Origin of the sequence: Maricaulis sp. (assembly GCF_039978735.1) — a bacterium.
In the GTDB taxonomy this organism is placed as follows: domain Bacteria; phylum Pseudomonadota; class Alphaproteobacteria; order Caulobacterales; family Maricaulaceae; genus Maricaulis.
Map to the genome: position 1 here is coordinate 31289 of NZ_JBDWAS010000014.1, position 19157 is coordinate 50445.

Sequence of the window (19157 nt, forward strand, 5' to 3'; positions counted from 1 at the left end):
AGAGCGCCTGTGCGGTGCGGCAATGCAAAACCTTAATCGAGCATCGGTTCGATCACATCGCCCGTCGGCGGCTGCCAGTCGGGCAGGGAAAGACCGGTATCGAGACCGGCATGGCGAAGCCGGTGCTGCAATTCTTCAGCCAGCGCACGGTCGCCGCCGGCAAGATCGAGAATTGTGAAGAAGGTCAGGCTGGCCACATGGCCGACATGGGTGTGACCATGGTCGGCGAGTGTGAAGGCCAGCTCCGCAAGCTGCGGCTGGCGGGCGCAGAAGGTGAGCATGTCGCGATCGAGCAGGCGGCGCGCCTCACGGTCCAGAGCGCGTGTTCCGGTCGCGTTGCGGGCGGGCTGAATGGACATGGTGAGCCCCATCTCTAGCGCATCGTGTCATTTTCGATACCAGATATTGTGGTGCGCGTCGCGAGTCAGGGAAATGCATATCCTATGCATCCCGGTTCGGGGATGTGGAAAACTGCGGTCAGGGAGAGGATGGGCGGCGCTAGATGTCCAGCCAGTAGGCGCGAACGCCGAGCTGTCGGAAAATCTCGCTCCAATAGGCCTGCAGCTCGCCGCGCTGTTCGGCTTCCCACGTCTCGCGCGGGATCAGGCGGATTTCCAGCTCGGTGCCGCGCAGGCTGTCGCCATAGGTCTCGCGGATGATATCCGCGACGGCGCGGGCCGGCGGAACGCGCTGTTCGAAACTGCCCCGGCGCCGGCCATAGACCGAGAAAACGTCCGAATTCTGCAGCATGTCGGAGACGAGCACGATGCGCCGCTGGGGCACGGTCCGGTCGAAGGCCGGATCCTGGCCGAGGCGGGCGAGTGCTTCGATGATCGGGCTTGAGGGGGCGTCCTTGGGCAGGACGAGATCGGCCAGCGCTCGCTGCAGCGGTTCGGCGAACAGCGCATTGTAGCGGGCCTGCACGCGTTCGGGATTGCGATAGAGCGGATTGACCTGCTCGCCGGCGCCCGGATTGCACAGGGAGAAGCGGTTGGTGTTGCGAAGCTCGCCGCTTTCGTTGAGCTCGTAGAGCGAGAAGCGTTCGCCGACCGCCAGCGCATTGCGCTCGCCCAGGATCACAGCGCCGATCGCGTCCGCCTGGGCGGTTGAATAAAGATCGGTCTTGTCGATCACGACAACGCGGTGAGGCGGCGTCTCGTCGACCAGGCACAGTGTCTGGCTGTCATACTCCGCCGGCTTCAGAACGAAGGCGGCATAGCTGATGGCGCCGACAACGCCGGCGATGATGATCAGGTTGAAAAGCCCGATGAGATCGCGTCCGGACATGCCCCCTCCCGTCGCAGGTCGAACCGGTGCAGCCCCGCACCGGCCCGTCTGTCTTAACGCTGGTGGCCCGGTCCGGCCAGATCCTGGCAGATTTCATCCAGGAGGGCCTTGGCCTCGACAAGCTCTTCCAGCTCGGGAGCCGACAGCTTCTTCGCGTCCTTCCAGCCTGTTTCCAGTGCCTTTTCCAGATCGCGCGACGCTGCATCCAGCCGGCGGGAAACCCCGCCATAGCCGGGGATGGCATCGTCGAAGGTGCGGCCCTTGTAGGCCGCGATGGCGGCGAAGGTGGAGCCGAGAATGAACAGCAGCAGGGCTTCCAGGGTCTGCAGGTTGAACGGGTTGGCCCGCGCATCCAGAACCGGCGTCAGCACCGTGCCCGTGGTTTCGGCACCGCCCAGCGCAAGCGTGGCCGCATTCAGTTCCAGCAGGTCGCGGAAATGGGCTGCGGTGAGGTTCAAAAGGCCCAGCGCGGCAACCGTGACACCGACACCGACCGCGGCGAGCGCGGCGATAATCGGCTTGTTGCGGTTCGACATGTGACGCAGGCCGATGAAGCCGATCAGGAAGAAGGCCGCGATCACATTGGTGAAGGAGACGGTGATGGCCTGCAGCCAGCCGCCCAGCAGACCGAGGTCCGAGCCCTTCGAGAAGAAATAGGCATTCGCCAGGCCTTCAAACAGCACCAGGGTTGCCAGCACGGAGAAGTGCAGGATGTGGGATTTGGGATAGACCGCCGCCCGGTCGATCGGCTTCACCGCCGGACGGGCCTCGTCAGCCTTGCCGTCCTCGGCCGGGTCGTTGATCGCGCCGCCCCAGGTGCGGCGGAATTTCAACAGGTCGGCATGACGGGCGCGGGCGATGGCCCGGGCACGCGACAACTGGATCATCGCGGCCGGTGCGCGGGTCTCGCGCATCTCGGTCGCTTCGGTTGAATAGTCCTGGCTACTGCCGAAATCGCTTCGGTCGAGCACGGTGTTTTCCATCTGGTCTAAGGGCATGGCCTCCCCCCGGTTGGCGCGCGCCGCATTGGCGTTTCAACCATGGTTAACGGCCAATTGTGAACCGAAATGGGGCGGAATGCGGCGATTTGTGGGTCGTCCGGTCTTTCTCTGCCGCTTGTGTATTGAATTCCGGTGGGTTGGCGCCCACGCTCTTCGTCAGAAAATCCGGGGAGGGAGCAATGTCCGACAAGGTTTCGACGCGGCGCGAGCTGCTCAAGGGAGGGGCGGTCGCCGTCGTTGCCGCCGGGGCCGCCGGTCCGGCACTGGCGCGCCAGGACGCGGCCTCCGCCGCAGCAGATGCTGCCGCGCCGGCCGTCTCGACCGATACGCTGCACTGCGCCGAGGCGTTGTTCGATATCCGCTATACGGACGCCGAGCGTGAGCAGGTTGTGGCCGGTCTCGACGACTGGATCGCGAGAACCTCGCAGCAGCGGGCTGTCGAAAAACCGAACACGCTGGCGCCGTCCTGCATGTTCGATCCGCGTCTGCCGGGTGTTGCCTACCGTTCCCAGTCAAACGCGGTCAGCCTGTCCGGGCATGGGGCCGGGCCATTGCCGGCCAATGATGCCGATATCGCCTTCGCACCGGTCTGGCAGCAGGCCGGGTGGATACGCTCCGGGGCGCTGTCCGCGCGCCGGCTGACCGAGATCTATCTCGACCGGATCGCCCGCTATAACGGCACGCTGCACTGTTTCGTCACCGTGACGCCGGAGATCGCGCGCGCCGAGGCCGATCAGTGCGATCGCGCACTTGCGGACGGGCGTCTTCTGGGGCCGTTGCACGGCATCCCCTACGGCATGAAGGATATCATCGATGTGGCCGGTGTGGCGGCGACCTGGGGCGCCACGCCCTATCGCGAGCGTGTCGCCGAACAGGATGCCCGTATCGCCGTAATGCTGCGCGAGGCGGGGGCCGTCCTGCTGGGCAAGACGACCAATGGTGCGCTGGCCTATGGCGACCGCTGGTTCGGCGGGCAGACCCGCAATCCGTGGAACCCGCAGGAAGGGTCTTCCGGCTCCAGTGCCGGATCGGCCTCGGCGACGGCGGCGGGACTGGTGGCTTTCGGTATCGGCACGGAAACGCTCGGCTCGATCGTTTCGCCCTCGCATCGATGCGGCACGACGGGACTGCGCCCGTCCTTCGGCCGGGTATCGCGTTCCGGCGCCATGGCGCTGTGCTGGTCGCTCGACAAGATCGGACCGATTGCGCGCTCCGTGGAAGACACCGCGCTGATCCTGTCGGTGATCAACGGCGCCGACCCGCTGGACCCCGGCTCGCTGGAGGCGGGGTTCGAGGCGGACGCTGCCCGCGATGTGCGCGGCATGCGGGTCGGCTGGAACCCGGCCTGGTTCGAAAACGGCACCGATGCCGACCGGGCGGCGCTGCAGGCCGCCCGCGATGCGGGTGTCGAGCTTGTCGAATTCGCGCTGCCGGACCGGCCCTATGATGCGCTGCTGGCGAGTGTCGAGGTGGAGTCGGCTGCGGCCTTCGAACATCTCACCCTGGACAACAGCGATGACAGCCTCGTCTGGCAGGCGCCGCAGGCCTGGCCGAATACCTGGCGGCGGGCCCGTTTCATCTCGGCCGTCGACTATGTGAATATCGACCGCTTCCGGCGTCAGGTGATGCAGGACGTCCATGCGGCCTTCGACGGGCTGGACGCGGTGATCGGTCCGAACTTTGCCGGCGGAATGCTGCTGATCACCAATTATACCGGCCATCCGCAGCTGGCTTTCCGCTCCGGTTATTCCCAGCAGCGCACCCGGACGATTTTCGGCGGCGCGCAGGAGGATGCCGGCGCGGCCGAGTTCCGTGTGCCCCAGACCACCAGCCTGTGGGCGCCCCTCTTCGAGGAAGGCAATATCATTGCGCTGGGGCGTGCGATCGAGGCGCGGCTGGGTGTCGCCAGCGAACGCCCGTCCGGGTTTGCATAGCGAGCAGGCAGTCAGGATAAACCGATGAAATTCTATGATTATCGCGCGGCGCCCAGTCCGCGCCGCGCCCGCATCTTCATGGCTGAAAAGGGCGTCGAGATCGAAACCGAGCAGGTCGATCTGGGTGTGAAGGCCCAGTTCGAACCCGCCTACCGGGCCGTCAATCCACGCTGCACGGTACCGGCCCTGGTCCTCGATGACGGCACGGTGCTCAGCGATAACACCTCGATCGCGCGCTATCTGGAAGAAGTCTTTCCCGATCCGCCGCTTATGGGCACGACACCGGTCGAGAAGGCTCTGGTGGCCGAATGGATGTCGCGGGCCGAGGGCGAGGGGCTGCTCGGCGTTGCCGAGGCCCTGCGCAACCGCTCGGAATTCTTCAAGGATTCCTCGATCACCGGCCCGGACCGCTATGCCCAGGTGCCCGAACTGGTCGAGCGCGGCAGGGCCCGCGCCGAAGCCTTCTTCCAGGTGCTGGACGCGCGTCTGGCGGAGGTGCCCTATCTCGCCGGCGAGCGTTTCAGTGCGGCGGATATCGCGGCCTTTGTGTTCGTGGACTTTGCCGGCTGGATCAAGCTGAAGCCGGCCGACACGCTCACCCATCTCGCCCAGTGGCGTGCCATCGTCGGCGCCCGGCCAAGCGCGGAGGCTTAGCTTTCGTCATCCAGCACTGTCATCCCGGCCGAATGCCCCGCGCAGGCGGGGCGCAGAGCCGGGACCCATACGCACCGATGTCGGCCGAAAGCAGGCTCGCTGTTCGTGCCAACCGGATGAAGACCGTGACTATGGGTCCCGGACTTCCGCCCGGCCCAAGGCCGGGCATCCATCCGGGATGACAAATGCCGGAAGCCTATTCTCCGGCGGCTTCCGGCTGTGCACCGCCAGACTGTGTCGCCGGATCGTACTCCTCGAACCAGCGCAGGATTTCCGCGACCTTGGTGAGCAGGCGGCTGGGGCGCGAGTTCGAGATGCCGTGATAGCTGTCCGGGATCACCACCAGCCGGGTCGGCACGCCGTTGAGGTGGAGGGCGGAATAGTATTGTTCCGTCTCGGCCCGCGGTGTGCGCAGATCGGCACCGCCGACCATCATCAGCGTCGGCGTCTCGACATTGCCGACGAGCGAGAGCGGCGAGCGGCGCCAGTATTCCTCCGGATCCTCCCACGGCGCGCTGGCGAACCAGTAGCGGTAGAAGAATTGCGGCAGGTCGGAATAGAGCACGAAGCTGGTCCAGTTGATCACCGGCTTCACGACGGCGGCCGCAGCGAAGCGGTCGGTATTGCCGATGATCCAGGCCGTCAGCACGCCGCCGCCGGAACCGCCGGTCACGAACAGCCGGTCCTCGTCGATGAAGCCGCGGCCGATCATGTGGTCCACCGCGCCCATCAGGTCGTCATAATCATGACCGGGATAGTCGTGGTGGATCAGGTTGGCGAAGTCGTAGCCATAGCTCGTTGAGCCGCGCGGATTTGTGTAGACCACGACATAGCCCGCCGCCGCCATCAGCCGCAATTCTGCCGAGAAGGTGGGGCCGTAGGCGGAGAAGGGGCCGCCATGGATTTCCAGGATCATCGGCCATTCGCGTGCCGGGTCGAAACCGGGCGGGTAGAGCACCCATCCCTCGATATCGAGACCGTTATGCGGCGAGGCCCAGTGGATTTCCTCGGCCGGGGCGAGATCGATTTCCGCAAGGACATCTTCGTTGAGTGAAGTGAGCACGCTCGTATCACCTAGCGGTGACATAAGGATGACGTCCGGGGGACGTATGGATGACCCAACGGTCGCGGCCACACGCCCATTCGCCGACACAGTGAAACTGCCGCCGGTGTAGGGGCGGCCGAAGGTCGGCGGGGTGAGGTCGTCGAGCCCGACCTCGATATGGCCCTCCAGATTGGTCCGCGCAAGGCGAGTCTGGCCGGAATCATCGTACAGGAAATAGATCATGCGGCCGTCGGCGCTCCATTGCGGCGCCGAGACCGACCGGTCGAGCTCTGCAGTCACTGAACGCGGCCCGGTTCCGTCCGGACCGGCGACGTATAGCTCGACATTGTGATAGCCCATCCGGTGATCGTCATAGCCCAGCCAGGCCAGCTGCGTGCCGTCGGGCGAGGGGCGCGGCGTGGTGTCCGGACCGGTGCGTCCGGTCAGCGTCTCGATCTCGCCGGTGGCCAGGTCGATCCGGTGCAGTTCGCTGTCCGGGGCGAGGGCGCCATTGTCGGGGCGGCGGTCGGCGGAGAAATAGAGCGCGCGGCCATCGGCCGACCAGGCGAAATCGCCGCCGGCGCCGGCTTCGTCATCGGTCAGCTGCCGCGGCTCGCCGCCGGCCAGATCGATGACGAAGAGCTGCTGACGGCCCATGGGCAGTTCGCCGGCCCCGTCGAAGCGGAAGGAGAGGCGTTCCTCGACCTGCGCGCCGGCTGCCCAGTCCATGTCTTCGGTGCGTTCGGGCAGGTCTGCGGCGGCAGGGCCTGCAGCGGGCCGGAAGGCGGCCCAGGCCAGCTGTGTGCCGTCCGGCGACCAGGCCAGGCCGGACTGACCGGCAGGGAGTGTCGTCAGGGTGCGCGAGGCGCCGTCAGCGAGTGTCAGGACTTCCAGCGTCGTGGTCTCGTCGTGCGTGCGGACATAGGCCAGCTGCGCGCCGTCCGGCGACCAGCGCGGACTGCCGGTCTCGCCTTCGCCGGGCAGGAGCTGGCGGTGACCACTGCCATCGGCGTTGACGACCCAGATCGCGCTGCGGGTGCGGTCGGTGGCGATGTCATTGCTGCGGCGGACATAGGCGACCATACCGCCATCCGGAGCGATCTGCGGGTCGGCGGCGGCTTCCAGGCGGAACACGTCTTCCTGGGACAGGGGCCGGATGGCCTGGGCTGAGGCGGGAAGGGAAATGGCCATGAGGGCCAGAACACAGCTTGTCGTTTTGATCACACGCAGTCTCCTCGGATACCCGGCCATCTAAACCCGCCTTCGAGGCGCCAGCAATGGCGCCGCTGCGGGTTGTGATGTGACAGTCCTGCAACATGGCGGTGGAAAACCGACACGCAAAGCGTCCTGCCGGTCAGCAGGCGGCCTTCGCGCCTTTTCAGCCCGGGCCGACCCGGTATATCGAAAAGTGTTCGGAGAAGAACCGGATGGCGTCGGCTCGTCCGCGTTCAAAACAAAACGGCGGCAATGACCGCCGATACGGGAGGTAGTTAAAGCATGTCACTCACCAAGCGCACGATTCTGTTCGCCGCCGCCTCGGCGGCTGCGCTGACGGCCGGTCACGCCGCGGCCCAGAATGAAGGCCGCACGGTCGACGTCATCACCGTCACGGCCCAGAAACGCGAAGAAGGCATCCAGGACGTTCCGGTCGCCGTTACGGCGTACAGCGAGGAACTCCTTTCCAATGCCGGCGTTCGCGACCTGAAAGACCTCGCCGTAATCGCGCCGGGCCTGAACGTCACCTCGACCTCGAACGAGTTCCAGACGACCGCCCGTATCCGCGGCATCGGTACCGTGGGTGACAACCCCGGTCTGGAATCCTCCGTCGGTGTCGTCATCAACGGCGTACCGCGCGCCCGTAACGGTGTCGGCTTCGGTGATCTCGGCGAAATCGAGCGGATCGAAGTGCTGCGCGGCCCGCAGGGCACGCTGTTCGGCGCCAACACCTCCGCCGGTATCATCAACGTCGTCACCAAGCGTCCGGAATACGAGTTCGGTGCTCATGCCGAAGCCACCCTGTCCGGCGGCGAAGCCGATGGCTGGGGCATTGCCGGCGGCATGACCGGCGGCCTCTCCGAGAATGTGGCCGGCCGCATCTATGTCGCCCGCCGCGCGCGCGACGGCTTCCAGTCGGTCCAGACCTTCAACGGTCCGCGCAGCGAGACCGAGGATGCCAACCAGGATTTCTACACGATCAACGGCCAGCTCCTGTTCGACATCTCCGACGATGTGAACCTGCTGCTCAGCGCCGACTATACCGACCGTGACGAGGATTGCTGTGTCGGTGCGGCGATCGTTTCCGGTCCGACGGCCGGCATCATCAATGCCCTGCAGCCGGGCGGCCGTCCGCTGCCGGGCCAGGAAGATCCGTTCAGCCGCGTCGTCCAGGCGAACCGCACCACGCTGCAGCAGATCGAGGACTATGGTTTCTCCGGCGAGCTGAACTGGGCGTTCGAGAATTTCGACCTGACCGTGATCGCCTCTGATCGTTCCTTCGGTATCACCAGCGGCCAGGACGTCGACTTCACCGGCGCCGATATCGTCTACCGCCTGCCGGAAGACAATACGGTCGACGTCGGCGTGACGACCTTTGAGGCGCGCCTGTCCGGTGCGACCGAGAATTTCGACTGGATGGTCGGCACCTATTTCTCCGACGAGACCCTGGAACGCCGCGACAGCATCGTCGTCGGCGCGGCCTTCGAGCCCTTCCTGTCGCTGCTGGCCTCCGGCGGTGCTTCGGCAACGACCGTGGCTGACCTCGCCAACGGCGTGGCGGCGATTTCGGCGGCCTTCAACAACCCGATCCCGGGCTTCACCCCGCTGGCTCCGGGCCAGGCCATTCCGGCCGGTGCGTGGAATTCCGGCGGCGACTACTACAACCAGGAAGCCGAGGCCCTGTCCTTCTTCACCCACAATACGTGGCACATGACGGACGCGACGGACCTGACCTTCGGTCTGCGTTACACCTCGACCGAGAAGACGGCGACGTTTGACTGGAGCGACAGCGACAGCCCGGCCTGCGCGGTCTGGGAACACGCTTTCGGCCCGGCGCTCGACTTCTCCACGCCGACCGCCCAGGCAATGCTGGGGGCCCTGTCCGGTGCGACCAACACGCCGGCTGCGACACTGGCCCAGTTCGGCACCTTCTCGTGCTTGCCGCAGAGCCGTGACGTCTACTCCATGATCGACCACACGCAGTCGCTCGAGGAAGAGGAAATGTCCGGCCTGATCTCGCTGTCGCACCGCTTCAACGAAGACCTGCTGATGTACGGCACGTATTCGCGCGGCTACAAGGCGGGCGGTTTCAACCTCGACCGCTTCACCCAGGCGGGCAGCGATCCGGTCAACTTCACCGCAGTCTTGGCCAATCCGGAGCTCTATCCGGCTTCCTTCGACGCGGAGACGGTCGACAGCTTCGAAATCGGTATCAAGACCGAGTGGGCCAATGACAGCGTGCTGGCCAACTTCTACCTCTTCTCTTCCGAGTTCGAGAACTACCAGCTGAACACGTTCAACGGCATCGGCTTCTTCGTGACGTCGATCCCGGGTGCCTCCACCCAGGGGGCCGAGCTGGAACTCATGTGGTTGCCGCGCGAGATCGACGGTCTGACCCTGCAGGGCGGTGTCACCTATGCCGACGCCACCTATGACGAGTTCCCGGCCACCGGTACGCCGGACGTGGACCGTCTGTCGGGCCAGAATTTCTCGCTCGCTCCGGAATGGTATGCCTCCGGCGCGATCACCTATGAAGGCACGTTCGAGAACGGCATGGGCTGGCTGGCCCACCTCGACGGCCGCTGGATGTCGGAGCAGAATACCGGTTCCGACCTCGACCCGGAAAAGATCCAGGACGGTTATGCCCTGTTCAACGCCCGTGTCGGTATCGGCGCGGTCGACGACAGCTGGAACCTGGAACTGTGGAGCCAGAACATCACCGACGAGGACTACATCCAGGTCGGCTTCGATGCGCCGTTCCAGTCCGGTTCCTTCAACGCCTTCCTGGGCCGTCCGCGGACCTATGGCGTGACCCTGCGCGTCCGCCGCTAACAGGCTGCGCAATCCGAACAGGGGAGGGCCGCAGCCGGTGCTGCGGCCCTCTTCTTTTTCGCCGCTGCGTTTGTGCGTTGCGGCAATCGAGTGCCCAATCTGGGGTTTGCCCTCTGGAGATGCCGAATTTTTAATGGTAATTCCGGTGCAGGCTTGCCCTGAAACCGCCGATATCTGTCGGTTGTATGCTCCGCGGGACGGTTTTTCACGCAATGACGAATTTCGCCACGACACCGAGACAGCGCCGGATCCTCCTCGGAGCGATCGCCGGGCTGGTTGCCGTGTCGGCCCTCGCAATGAGCGTCGGTCCGTTTTCGATCCGTGCGCTCGAGGACCGGCTGACGGCCAATGCAGAGCAGGCTTTGAGCCTGCGTGGGCACGACTGGGCGTCGGTCCGCTTCGATGGACAGCACGCCATTCTGAGCGGCGCTGCGCCCAGCGGTACGGCGCGTGACGATGCCCTGGCGACTGTGATGGCGTCGACCTGGTCCGGCGGCCGAGTGGCCGGCGGGGTCACCACTGTGACGGACGAGACGGTCGAGGCGCGCCTGCGGCACGGTTTCGTTTTCCGCGCCGACATGGCGGTGAATGGCCGGGTGCTGATTCGCGGCGATGCCACCGACGCGGCGGCCCGCGAGGCTATCGCATCCTTCGCCGAAACGACCTTTGCCAATGGCGCCGACACCGATCTCACCCTGGTTCCGGGTGGCGGTGCCGCGCCGGACTGGGAAGCCGCGGCCCAGCGTCTGCTCGGACAGCTGGCCCGCCTTGATCGCGGTGCAGTCGTGCTGCAGTCGGAAACCGGTGCGCTGGTCGGCGAGGCCGCCAATCCGCAGATCGCGCAATCGGTCGCCTCTGCGCTGTCCAGCATGCCCGAACCCTATGAGGCTGCCTGGATCGTCATGCCGGCGGGCGCACCGACCGTGAGCCGCATTGCCGATGTCAACGGCTGTGCCGCCATCGTCCGCGCGGCCCAGGGTACCGAGAATTTGCGTTTCGACCGGGCCGGTGCGGCGCCGAGCCCGCTGACGGTCGTTGCGTTGCGCCGGGTGGCCCGGGCCTTTGCCGCCTGTCCGGCCGATGCGGTCCTGACCGTCGGCGTGCTGCGCGAAGCCGTGCAGGCCGGCCTGGACCAGGCACGCATGGCCGAGGTGAGCCGGCTGGTCGATGCCGGCGGCGCCGAGACCCCGCGCATTTCCGTCGAACTGGTGCAGGACCAGGATGCGGCGATATCATTCACCATCTCGACGCATGAGGACTGACGCATGTTCTGGCTGATCTGGCAAATGGGTGTTCTGCTGGTGATCTTCTCCGGACTGGGCCTCCTGGTGGGCTATCTGGTCTGGAGCGGCGATGCGCGCAGCATCGACGCCGACAAGGCCCAGGCCGACAATGCCCGCCTGCGTCAGGAGAACGAGAATCTCGCCCGCCGTCTCGGCGAGGCGTCGGCCCGCAGCGCACCGTCTGCCGAGGCCGCGCCCCAGGTCGCACCGGCGGCGCCCGCGACGCCCGAGGTCGCCGAGCCCGAGCCGGCCGCAGAAGCTGCGCCGAAGCCGAAGACCAAGCCCAAGGCGAAAGCCAAGCCGGCAGCTGCTCCGAAATCGGCGGCGGCCGCAAAACCTGCAGCGGCAGCAGACGCTCCGGCGAAGCCGGCCACGGCATCCGGTGAGGATGATCTGACCCGGATCAAGGGGCTGGGCCCCAAGGCCGAAGCTGCGCTCAAGGCTGGCGGCGTCACCACCTTTGCCCAGATCGCCGCCTGGAGCGAAACCGATGTGGAAGTCTGGGATGACCGTATCAATGGCCGCGGCCGGATCGAGCGCGACAGCTGGGTCGGCCAGGCGCGCGATCTTGCCGGCTGAGGCCCGGCCATGACCGAAGACGAGTTCAACGCCTATTGCGCCTCACTGCCTGCCACGACGCATGTCGTGCAGTGGGGCAATGCGAATGTCTGGAAGGTCGGCGGCAAGGTGTTCGCCATCGGTGGCTGGGGCCAGCGGGATTATCCGGGCATCACCTTCAAGGTCACACCGCTCTCCTTCGAAATCCTGCAGGAACAGCCTGGCTTGCGCCCGGCGCCCTATCTCGCCTCGCGCGGGATGAGCTGGATCCAGCACTATGACACGCCCGGCCTGCCGGACAGCGATCTTCAGGCCTATATCGCCAAGTCGCACGAGCTGGTCGCGTCCGGTCTGAGCAAGAAGAAACAGCGCGAGCTGGGCCTGCTGACGGAATAGGCGCGCGACTAGCGTGGTGCGAAGTCCAGGATTGCGCGGGCATCATAGGCCTGCGGATCCTGCGGCCGTTCGCCAGAGCGCACGACGATTTCCAGCATCACTTCCTTCTCGCCGGCGCTGCCGTCAAAGCGCAGGCCTATGCCGACGCCGGAGGCGCGGAAACCGCCGGATCCCCAGGTCTGGCCGACCGAGCCGCCGACACCGACCGGATCACGGTCATTGCCGTCGCGGGCGCGTCCGACCACGAGGAACCAGTCGCCACCATCGCGCAGGGTGATCTCGGCCGCCCGGCGCAGGGCATAGTCTTCGGCCAGCTGGAAGGAGGCATCGCTGCCGGCGGCAAAGCGGATGCGATAGCGGTCCTGTTCGATGCGCATTTCCGAATAGCCGCGATCACCCCCGGCCATCGGCTGATAGGCGGTCGGCGTCGAGGCGCAGGCTGCCACGGATGCAAGCGCAATCAGGCAGATGAGGGAGCGCATGTCGGATAACCTCGTTTTGCTGTTCCGGTTCTCACTGTGACACATCCAGGCTGACGCTGCGATGAACCGACGGCAATTTCGCTCCGGGCGGATTGTCGAGCGACTGTACAACCTGTAGATATTTCAGGCGGGGATTCTCCCGTAAATGGAAAAGGGGCTGACGATGAAACGACACTTGATTGCGAGTGCAGGTCTTGCCGCGGCGCTGTTCGCCGGGCCGGCGATGGCGGACGACCATAGCGGTGATGTCACGCTGGAATTGCAGTCGATCTCGGCGATGAACCAGACGGGCCAGCCGGACCCGTCGCGCGACGCCGATTGCCAGTCCGCCTATGGCGACTGGATCGGCCAGAGCGTCACCACCGAATACCGGATCAATCCACAATCGATGATGATGTCGGCAACATCGACCGTGCAGGGCTCTGAGGTCGATCTTTATCCGCTCGGTATCCAGGGCATCTACGCCTTCATGTCCGACGGCGTGCCGCCGGCGCTGGAAGAGGCGCATGTCTTCCGCGTCCTGTTCCAGATCTCGATGGGCTACGACCATCCTGAATCGCGCGTGATGACCACGCTCGACGACACCACCAACTGCCTGATCGAAAGCTAGACCGGTCCGGCTGCCACATCGGGGCGGGCGGTTCCGGACCGCCCGCTTCGCTTCGGATTGGCGGCGCATGGCAGGCTCACCGGATGAGATAGCGGCCCAGGGAACCGGGTACGGCATGTCCGATCCGGTTGAGCGTGCCGTCGAGCCATTTCCAGTTCCGCCGGCGTTCGCGGACGCAGCGGCGAAATCCGGAATCGAGCGGCATCAGGATTGCCGCCCCGGCACCGGCCAGCAGGATGCCGGCGGGCAGGGGAGTGACCGCGAGGATGCCGCCAAGCCCGATCAGGGCATAGCCGGCCGCGCGTTTGGCGGGGCGATGGGCAGTCCTGAATATTCGCTTTAGCGGCATGGGCGGCTCCCGGGGGCGCCGGCTCGACACGCGGAGAGGCGGTACACAGCCGGCCAACTGCAAGGACAACGTGTGAAACCGGGCAAGTGTTCCGCCCGGACCCGCCCGTTTGCGACCGGGGAGCGGCGATCTGCATGAATGCGCGGAATGATGGAACGATTGTCCGCGGCAGGTGTTGCAAAGGGGAACCCGAACCGGAAGCAGCCGAAGGAGCATGCACAATGCCGACCAAGACCGAGGCCAAGATCGCGGCGGGCCAGCAGAACGCCAAGGATGCCGCCAAGTCCGTGGATTCCGATATCGACGAACTGCGCAATGACCTGAAGGCGCTGCGCGGCGATCTGTCGAAACTGCTTTCGGATACGGGCAGCTATGCCTCCGCAAAGTCGCGCGAGGGTATCGAGCGCTCGAAGGAATGGTCCGACCGCGCCCAGCAGGGCGTCGACGAGGCGCGCACCACGGTCGAGGACAAGGTGCGCGAGAACCCGCTGGCCGCCATCGGTATCGCGATGGGCGTCGGCGCGCTCCTCTCCTACGTCTCGTCGCGCCGCTAGGGCTGCGAGAGGGAGCGCGTCATGGAAAAGGCCAAGCTCAGATTGCTGGCCGCCGTGGGCGGCGCCCTGTTCGGCTTTGCCGGGGCACTGTCCATGGCCTACGCGCTGGTCGTCGTGCTGACGCCGGTCCTCGGACTGGCCTGGGCGACGGTGAGCGTCGGGGCTGTGTTGATCGGCCTGTCCTGCCTGTGCCTCTATTTCTTCCTTTTGCCCTACAAGCCGGCAGAGGCCGAAGCGCAACAGGCCGAAAGCCTGGCGGCGGAAACCCTGGCCGACCTGCCCTTCGACACCGTCCAGCACATCGTCAAGAAACACCCGCTCAGCGCTGTCGCGATCGCGCTGGCTGCCGGCTATGTCGTGGCACGGGATCCGGAAAACGCCTCCCGGGGTGTGCAGCGTGTCATCGCCGGTTTGCTCTGAACGGCCGCAATTTCTATCTACTCGTCAGGCCTTGCCGTGATTTCGCCGCCAGTTGGCGCCAGAATCACGCGATCAGGGCATGACAGGGCCGCCCATGCGCGGCCCGCAGACGGTAGGGACGATGAGCGTATTCAGGATCGCCACGCTGGTCGTGTCGGCGGTGTCCGGTGGCGTCTTCATCGGGCGCAAACTGCTGGCCGGCCAGGTCGAGAAGAAGAAGGCGGCGCTGGTCCAGCGCGCCGGTGCGGAGGTGCGCGAACGCATCCGCACCCAGGCGCGCAGCTTCGTGATCGACCATCTGCGCCGTTTTTCCATCGCGCTGGTCGTCAAGGCCGGCCTGTTACTGCTGGTGCTGGCGCTGGAACGGTTCGGCGTGCTGCAGGGCTGGCTCTATGGCGCGATGTTGCTGGCGCTGCTGACGGCCTATCTGATCCGCGATCTCTACATGCTCTGGCCGACGCTGAGCTTTGCCGCCAGCGAGCTGCGCAAGCATGGCTGGCGGCCGCGCCTGACCGTCGCCGAGATCATCGCCGCCCAGACCTTCGACGAAGTGCTGGCGGAAAGCGCCCAGCAGCCGCAGCTCTGGCATGACGATCTCCTGCTGGCGCTGGCCGGCCAGAAGCGCGACCGGCTGGTCGAGGAGATCGCGCGCGAGGTCGCGGCTATCGCCCACGGGCTCTCCTGGCCGACCCTGAAACCCTATTTCCTCACCGGCGCCGGCATGACCGCCGTCTTGTCTGCTCTCTATTTCGGCTTCGCCTGGCTGGCCCTGCACGGGCTGGTGATCTGAAACGCGCCATCCTCGCCCTTGATGGGCGAGGGGGACCGCGCGAATGCGCGGTGGAGTGGGTGGGGGCGAGGTCTCTGACAACGTGCCACCACCGGGTTTCACCCCTTCCGTCCGGCTTCGCCGGACACCTTCCCCATCAAGGGGAAGGATGAAGGTGCGCGCTAAGCCTCTTCCTCCTCCATCCCCATGCGTTCCAGCATGACGAGGGCCGAGTCCGCGATCACGGTGCCGGGGGGGAAGACGGCGGCGGCGCCCATCTGGCGCAGCACGGGTTCGTCATCCGGCGGGATGACGCCGCCGACGATGACCAGGATGTCCTCGCGGCCCTTGTCACGCAGCGCGTCGCGCAGTTCCGGCACCAGGGTGAGGTGGCCGGCGGCGAGCGATGAAGCGGCGGCGGCGTCGACATTTTCCGACACGGCGAGTTCGGCAGCTTCGTCCGGTGTCTGGAAGAGCGGGCCGATCACCACGTCCCAGCCCAGATCGGCATAGGCCGAGGCGACGACTTTCTGGCCGCGGTCATGGCCGTCTTGGCCGAGCTTGGCGATCAGGATTTTCGGCTTCCTGCCATGGCGTTTGGCAAAGGCTTCGGCGAGGGCGAGGGCGCGCTTCACCTTGTCGTCTTCACCCGCCGCTGCGCCATAGACGCCGGTCACGCCCTTGATCTTGGCGACATGGCGGTTGAAGGCGGTCTCCATCGCGTCGGAGATCTCGCCGACCGTGGCTTTGGCGCGGGCGGCATCGACCGAGAGGGCGAGCAGATTGCCCTCGCCGGTGCGGGCGCCCTCGGCCAGCGCGGTGAGGGCGGCCTCGACGGCGGCCGGATCGCGTTCGGCGCGCAGGCGCTCCAGCTTCTCGATCTGCTGCTTGCGGACCATGTAGTTGTCGACCTTGAGGACGGGCACGTCCTCTTCCTCGTCCAGGCGGAACTTGTTGACGCCGGTGATGGTCTGGCGGCCGCTGTCGATCAGCGCCTGGGTGCGCGCGGCGGCTTCCTCGATCCGCAGTTTGGGAATGCCGGCCTCGATCGCCTTGGCCATGCCGCCCAGTTCGTCGACTTCGGCGATATGGTCCAGTGCGCGTGCGGCGAGATCGTGGGTGAGCCGTTCGATGTAATGGCTGCCGCCCCAGGGATCGATAGCGTCACAGAGGTGGGCCTCGCCGGCCATCAGAAGCTGGGTGTTGCGGGCGATGCGGGCCGAGAAATCGGTCGGCAGGGCCAGCGCCTCGTCCAGCGAATTGGTGTGCAGCGACTGGGTGTGACCGTCGACGGCGGCAATGGCTTCCAGTGCCGTGCGGCCGACATTGTTGAACACATCCTGGGCAGCCAGCGACCAGCCCGAGGTCTGGCAGTGCGTGCGCAGGCAGATCGACTTGTCGGACTTGGGCGAGAAACGCTCCTTCACCAGCCTGGCCCACAGGAGGCGCGCGGCGCGCAGCTTGGCGATCTCCATGAAGACATTCATTCCGATGCCGAAGAAGAAGGAGAGGCGCGGCGCGAAGGCGTCGACGTCGAGGCCGGCCTCGATACCGGTGGCGATGTATTCCAGACCGTCGGCGATCGTGTAGGCCAGTTCCAGATCCGCCGGCGCCCCGGCCTCCTGCATGTGATAGCCGGAGATGGAGATCGAGTTGAAGCGCGGCATGTGGGTCGAGGTGTATTCGAAGATGTCGGAGATGATCCGCATCGAGGGGCGCGGCGGGTAGATATAGGTGTTGCGGACCATGAACTCCTTGAGGATGTCGTTCTGGATCGTCCCCGAGAGCTTGTCCGGGCTCACGCCCTGTTCCTCGGCGGCGACGATGTAGAGCGCCATCACCGGCAGCACCGCGCCATTCATCGTCATCGAGACCGACATCTCGTCCAGCGGGATGCCGTCGAACAGGGTGCGCGTGTCGTAGATCGAGTCGATCGCCACGCCGGCCATGCCGACATCGCCGGAGACGCGCGGATGGTCGCTGTCATAGCCGCGGTGGGTAGCCAGATCGAAGGCGACGGAGAGGCCTTTCTGGCCGGCGGCCAGATTGCGGCGGTAGAAGGCGTTGGAATCCTCGGCCGTGGAGAAGCCGGCATATTGCCGGATCGTCCAGGGGCGCTGCAGGAACATGGTCGGATAGGGACCGCGCACAAAGGGCGCTGCACCCGGGATGGAGCCGGTGAAATCGATCCCGGCGGCATCCTCCGCCCGGTATTGCGACTTAACGGCAATGCCTTCGGCGGTTTCCCAGGGTTCGCGCGATCCGCTGCCGGGATTCTGCGCGTCGCCAAGATCGATCCGGGTGAAGTCGGGGCCGGGACGGGTCATTGGGCGGCCTCCTCGAACTGGGCGGCAAAGCGGATCGGGGCGAGGGCGCGGGCGGGCAGGTCGTCATCGGGCCAGTCGCCGTCGGTCTCGACCGCGCGCGGGTCCGGGTCGACATATTGCGTCACGCCCAGGATCTGGTCGCTGCCGGCTTCATAGCGGTTGAGATGGGCCCGGCGGGATTTGGCGACTTCCGACTGGAGCCATTCCGAGGACAGCGCCGAGGCGAGCCCGCCCTTGCCCTCGATCTCCTGGAACAGGGCCCAGGCCTTCTGCGCCAGCGCGTCGGCGAGGCTTTCGTGCAGATAGGACCCGGCGGCCGGATCGCTGACCTTGCCCAGATGGCTCTCCTCAGCCAGCAGGATGTGCAGATTGCGCGCGACGCGGCGGGCAAAGGGCGTCGGCCGGCCGATCGCCTCGGTCAGCGGACGCACGGTGATCGCGTCGGCACCGCCGGCGGCTGCGGCAAAGCCGGCGCAAGCATTGCGGATGAGATTGGTCCAGGGATCCCTGGCCGACAGCATGCGGCGCGCCGTGGTGGCATGCAGACTGAGACGGCGGGCATTGTCCGACGCGCCGAAGCTCTCCGCGATGCGGGCAAAGAGGCGCCGCGCCGCGCGCAGCTTGGCGATGGTGAGGTGGATATCGGTATCGGCCACCAGGCGCGCCTCGACCGAACGTGCGGCAGCATCGGCATCCAGCCCGGCCTTGAGTGCAAGGCGGATATAGGCCGCGGCCGAGGCGGCCATCATCGCCAGTTCCTGTACCTCGCTGCCGCCGGCTTCGAAGGCCAGCGCGGCATCGGCGCGGAAGATCTTCAGATTGGGGAAGGCGGCATGGGCCAGCTGTGCGATCTCGATCGCCTTGGGAAAGCACTGATCGTCCAGCACCACGCCCTGGCGTGCAGCGCGTTCCACCGGGGAGATGCCCAGCCCGCCCTCGATCTGCTCGCCATCCACCCGGCGGCGGGCCATCAGGGTCAGGAATACATGGGCGTGGTGGCCCTGACCGCCCAGACTGTCCAGATGGACCGGGGCGAGGGTAAGGTCGACGCCTTTCAGGGCCGCATCCATCAGGTCGACATCATTGGCCTTGAGACCGAAGCGGCCTTCCGGATCGAGCCGCAATTCCAGCTCGGACACACCGCCCATCAGATCGGACAGCGCTGCGGCATTGGCCGCTTCCGGCGTGGCCTCGACCAGGGTCTGGCGCATGCCCCAGGGCAGATGGATATCGCGTGGGGCCGTGTCGACAGCGTGTGCGCCCGCCGGCCGGTCGAAGAAGACCGGTCCGCGATCGATGCCGTCGACCGTGGTGCGCGACAGCGTCTCCTCGAAGTCCGCGCCCCGCAACGCCTTCTCGGCGAGGGGCCGCCAATCCTGTGGGCTCAAGGCCGGAAATCCCCCGGCCAGGGCGCGGATATCGTCGGTCATGCGCGATTGTC

18 protein-coding genes are annotated in these 19157 nt (G+C 66.1%); 10 read left to right on the forward strand and 8 right to left on the reverse strand.

Annotated elements, in window-relative coordinates; genetic code table 11:
* Nucleotides 1-32: 32 nt before the first annotated feature.
* The 3 genes from ABJO18_RS03790 to ABJO18_RS03800 form a co-directional block, all read right to left on the reverse strand.
* Complete coding sequence (locus ABJO18_RS03790) at nucleotides 33-359, reverse strand: hypothetical protein (protein ID WP_348507235.1); 327 nt, start codon at nucleotides 357-359, stop codon at nucleotides 33-35.
* Nucleotides 360-498: 139 nt separating this feature from the next.
* The gene (locus ABJO18_RS03795) at nucleotides 499-1287 is read right to left on the reverse strand and encodes a hypothetical protein (RefSeq protein ID WP_348507236.1); all 789 of its coding nucleotides are present in this window, start codon (nucleotides 1285-1287) and stop codon (nucleotides 499-501) included.
* Between the two features lie 53 nt (nucleotides 1288-1340).
* A complete protein-coding gene (locus ABJO18_RS03800) occupies nucleotides 1341-2285 on the reverse strand; it encodes a hypothetical protein (RefSeq protein ID WP_348507237.1) in 945 nt (314 codons plus the stop codon).
* A gap of 182 nt (nucleotides 2286-2467) precedes the next feature.
* Here ABJO18_RS03800 and ABJO18_RS03805 point away from each other — a divergent pair, with 182 nt between their 5' ends.
* Both ABJO18_RS03805 and ABJO18_RS03810 read left to right on the forward strand, forming a co-directional pair.
* Nucleotides 2468-4222, forward strand: a complete 1755-nt coding sequence (locus ABJO18_RS03805) for an amidase (protein WP_348507238.1) — start codon at nucleotides 2468-2470, stop codon at nucleotides 4220-4222.
* A 24-nt stretch (nucleotides 4223-4246) separates the two neighbouring features.
* Nucleotides 4247-4876 (forward strand): glutathione S-transferase family protein, encoded by a 630-nt coding sequence (locus ABJO18_RS03810; protein ID WP_348507239.1) that lies wholly within the window; start codon nucleotides 4247-4249, stop codon nucleotides 4874-4876.
* 196 nt (nucleotides 4877-5072) lie between these two features.
* Here the strand turns inward: ABJO18_RS03810 and ABJO18_RS03815 are convergent, their stop codons facing one another.
* A complete protein-coding gene (locus ABJO18_RS03815) occupies nucleotides 5073-7145 on the reverse strand; it encodes a S9 family peptidase (RefSeq protein WP_348507240.1) in 2073 nt (690 codons plus the stop codon).
* Between the two features lie 273 nt (nucleotides 7146-7418).
* Between ABJO18_RS03815 and ABJO18_RS03820 the strand changes: the two genes are divergently transcribed.
* The 4 genes from ABJO18_RS03820 (at nucleotide 7419) to ABJO18_RS03835 (ending at nucleotide 12205) form a co-directional block, all read left to right on the forward strand.
* Nucleotides 7419-9968 carry a TonB-dependent receptor gene (locus ABJO18_RS03820; RefSeq protein WP_348507241.1) on the forward strand — a complete coding sequence of 850 codons (2550 nt, stop codon included), beginning with the start codon at nucleotides 7419-7421 and terminating at the stop codon, nucleotides 9966-9968.
* A gap of 212 nt (nucleotides 9969-10180) precedes the next feature.
* Nucleotides 10181-11230 (forward strand): hypothetical protein, encoded by a 1050-nt coding sequence (locus tag ABJO18_RS03825; protein ID WP_348507242.1) that lies wholly within the window; start codon nucleotides 10181-10183, stop codon nucleotides 11228-11230.
* A gap of 3 nt (nucleotides 11231-11233) precedes the next feature.
* On the forward strand, nucleotides 11234-11830 hold the full coding sequence (locus ABJO18_RS03830) for a proton-conducting membrane transporter (RefSeq protein WP_348507243.1): 597 nt from the start codon (nucleotides 11234-11236) through the stop codon (nucleotides 11828-11830).
* Between the two features lie 9 nt (nucleotides 11831-11839).
* The gene (locus ABJO18_RS03835) at nucleotides 11840-12205 is read left to right on the forward strand and encodes an MmcQ/YjbR family DNA-binding protein (protein WP_348507244.1); all 366 of its coding nucleotides are present in this window, start codon (nucleotides 11840-11842) and stop codon (nucleotides 12203-12205) included.
* Between the two features lie 8 nt (nucleotides 12206-12213).
* On the opposite strand, the gene ABJO18_RS03840 is transcribed toward ABJO18_RS03835, so the two are convergent.
* A complete protein-coding gene (locus tag ABJO18_RS03840) occupies nucleotides 12214-12687 on the reverse strand; it encodes a hypothetical protein (protein WP_348507245.1) in 474 nt (157 codons plus the stop codon).
* Between the two features lie 163 nt (nucleotides 12688-12850).
* On the opposite strand from ABJO18_RS03840, the gene ABJO18_RS03845 reads away from it, so the two are divergent.
* A complete protein-coding gene (locus ABJO18_RS03845; protein WP_348507246.1) occupies nucleotides 12851-13297 on the forward strand; it encodes a hypothetical protein in 447 nt (148 codons plus the stop codon).
* Nucleotides 13298-13373: 76 nt separating this feature from the next.
* Here ABJO18_RS03845 and ABJO18_RS03850 read toward each other — a convergent pair whose 3' ends face one another.
* Entirely contained in the window at nucleotides 13374-13646 is a 273-nt protein-coding gene (locus ABJO18_RS03850; RefSeq protein WP_348507247.1) for a hypothetical protein, read from the reverse strand.
* A 221-nt stretch (nucleotides 13647-13867) separates the two neighbouring features.
* Between ABJO18_RS03850 and ABJO18_RS03855 the strand changes: the two genes are divergently transcribed.
* The 3 genes from ABJO18_RS03855 (at nucleotide 13868) to ABJO18_RS03865 (ending at nucleotide 15410) form a co-directional block, all read left to right on the forward strand.
* Nucleotides 13868-14200, forward strand: a complete 333-nt coding sequence (locus tag ABJO18_RS03855; RefSeq protein ID WP_348515737.1) for a hypothetical protein — start codon at nucleotides 13868-13870, stop codon at nucleotides 14198-14200.
* 21 nt (nucleotides 14201-14221) lie between these two features.
* Nucleotides 14222-14620: a hypothetical protein gene (locus ABJO18_RS03860; protein WP_271186059.1), complete on the forward strand. Its 399-nt coding sequence runs from the start codon at nucleotides 14222-14224 to the stop codon at nucleotides 14618-14620.
* Nucleotides 14621-14741: 121 nt separating this feature from the next.
* The gene (locus tag ABJO18_RS03865; RefSeq protein ID WP_348335625.1) at nucleotides 14742-15410 is read left to right on the forward strand and encodes a hypothetical protein; all 669 of its coding nucleotides are present in this window, start codon (nucleotides 14742-14744) and stop codon (nucleotides 15408-15410) included.
* Between the two features lie 161 nt (nucleotides 15411-15571).
* Here the strand turns inward: ABJO18_RS03865 and scpA are convergent, their stop codons facing one another.
* Both scpA and ABJO18_RS03875 read right to left on the reverse strand, forming a co-directional pair.
* On the reverse strand, nucleotides 15572-17716 hold the full coding sequence (scpA, locus tag ABJO18_RS03870) for a methylmalonyl-CoA mutase (protein ID WP_348335627.1): 2145 nt from the start codon (nucleotides 17714-17716) through the stop codon (nucleotides 15572-15574).
* Nucleotides 17713-19146 (reverse strand): methylmalonyl-CoA mutase family protein, encoded by a 1434-nt coding sequence (locus tag ABJO18_RS03875; protein ID WP_348335629.1) that lies wholly within the window; start codon nucleotides 19144-19146, stop codon nucleotides 17713-17715. Before ABJO18_RS03875 ends, scpA begins: the two co-directional genes overlap by 4 nt.
* Nucleotides 19147-19157 lie beyond the last annotated feature (11 nt).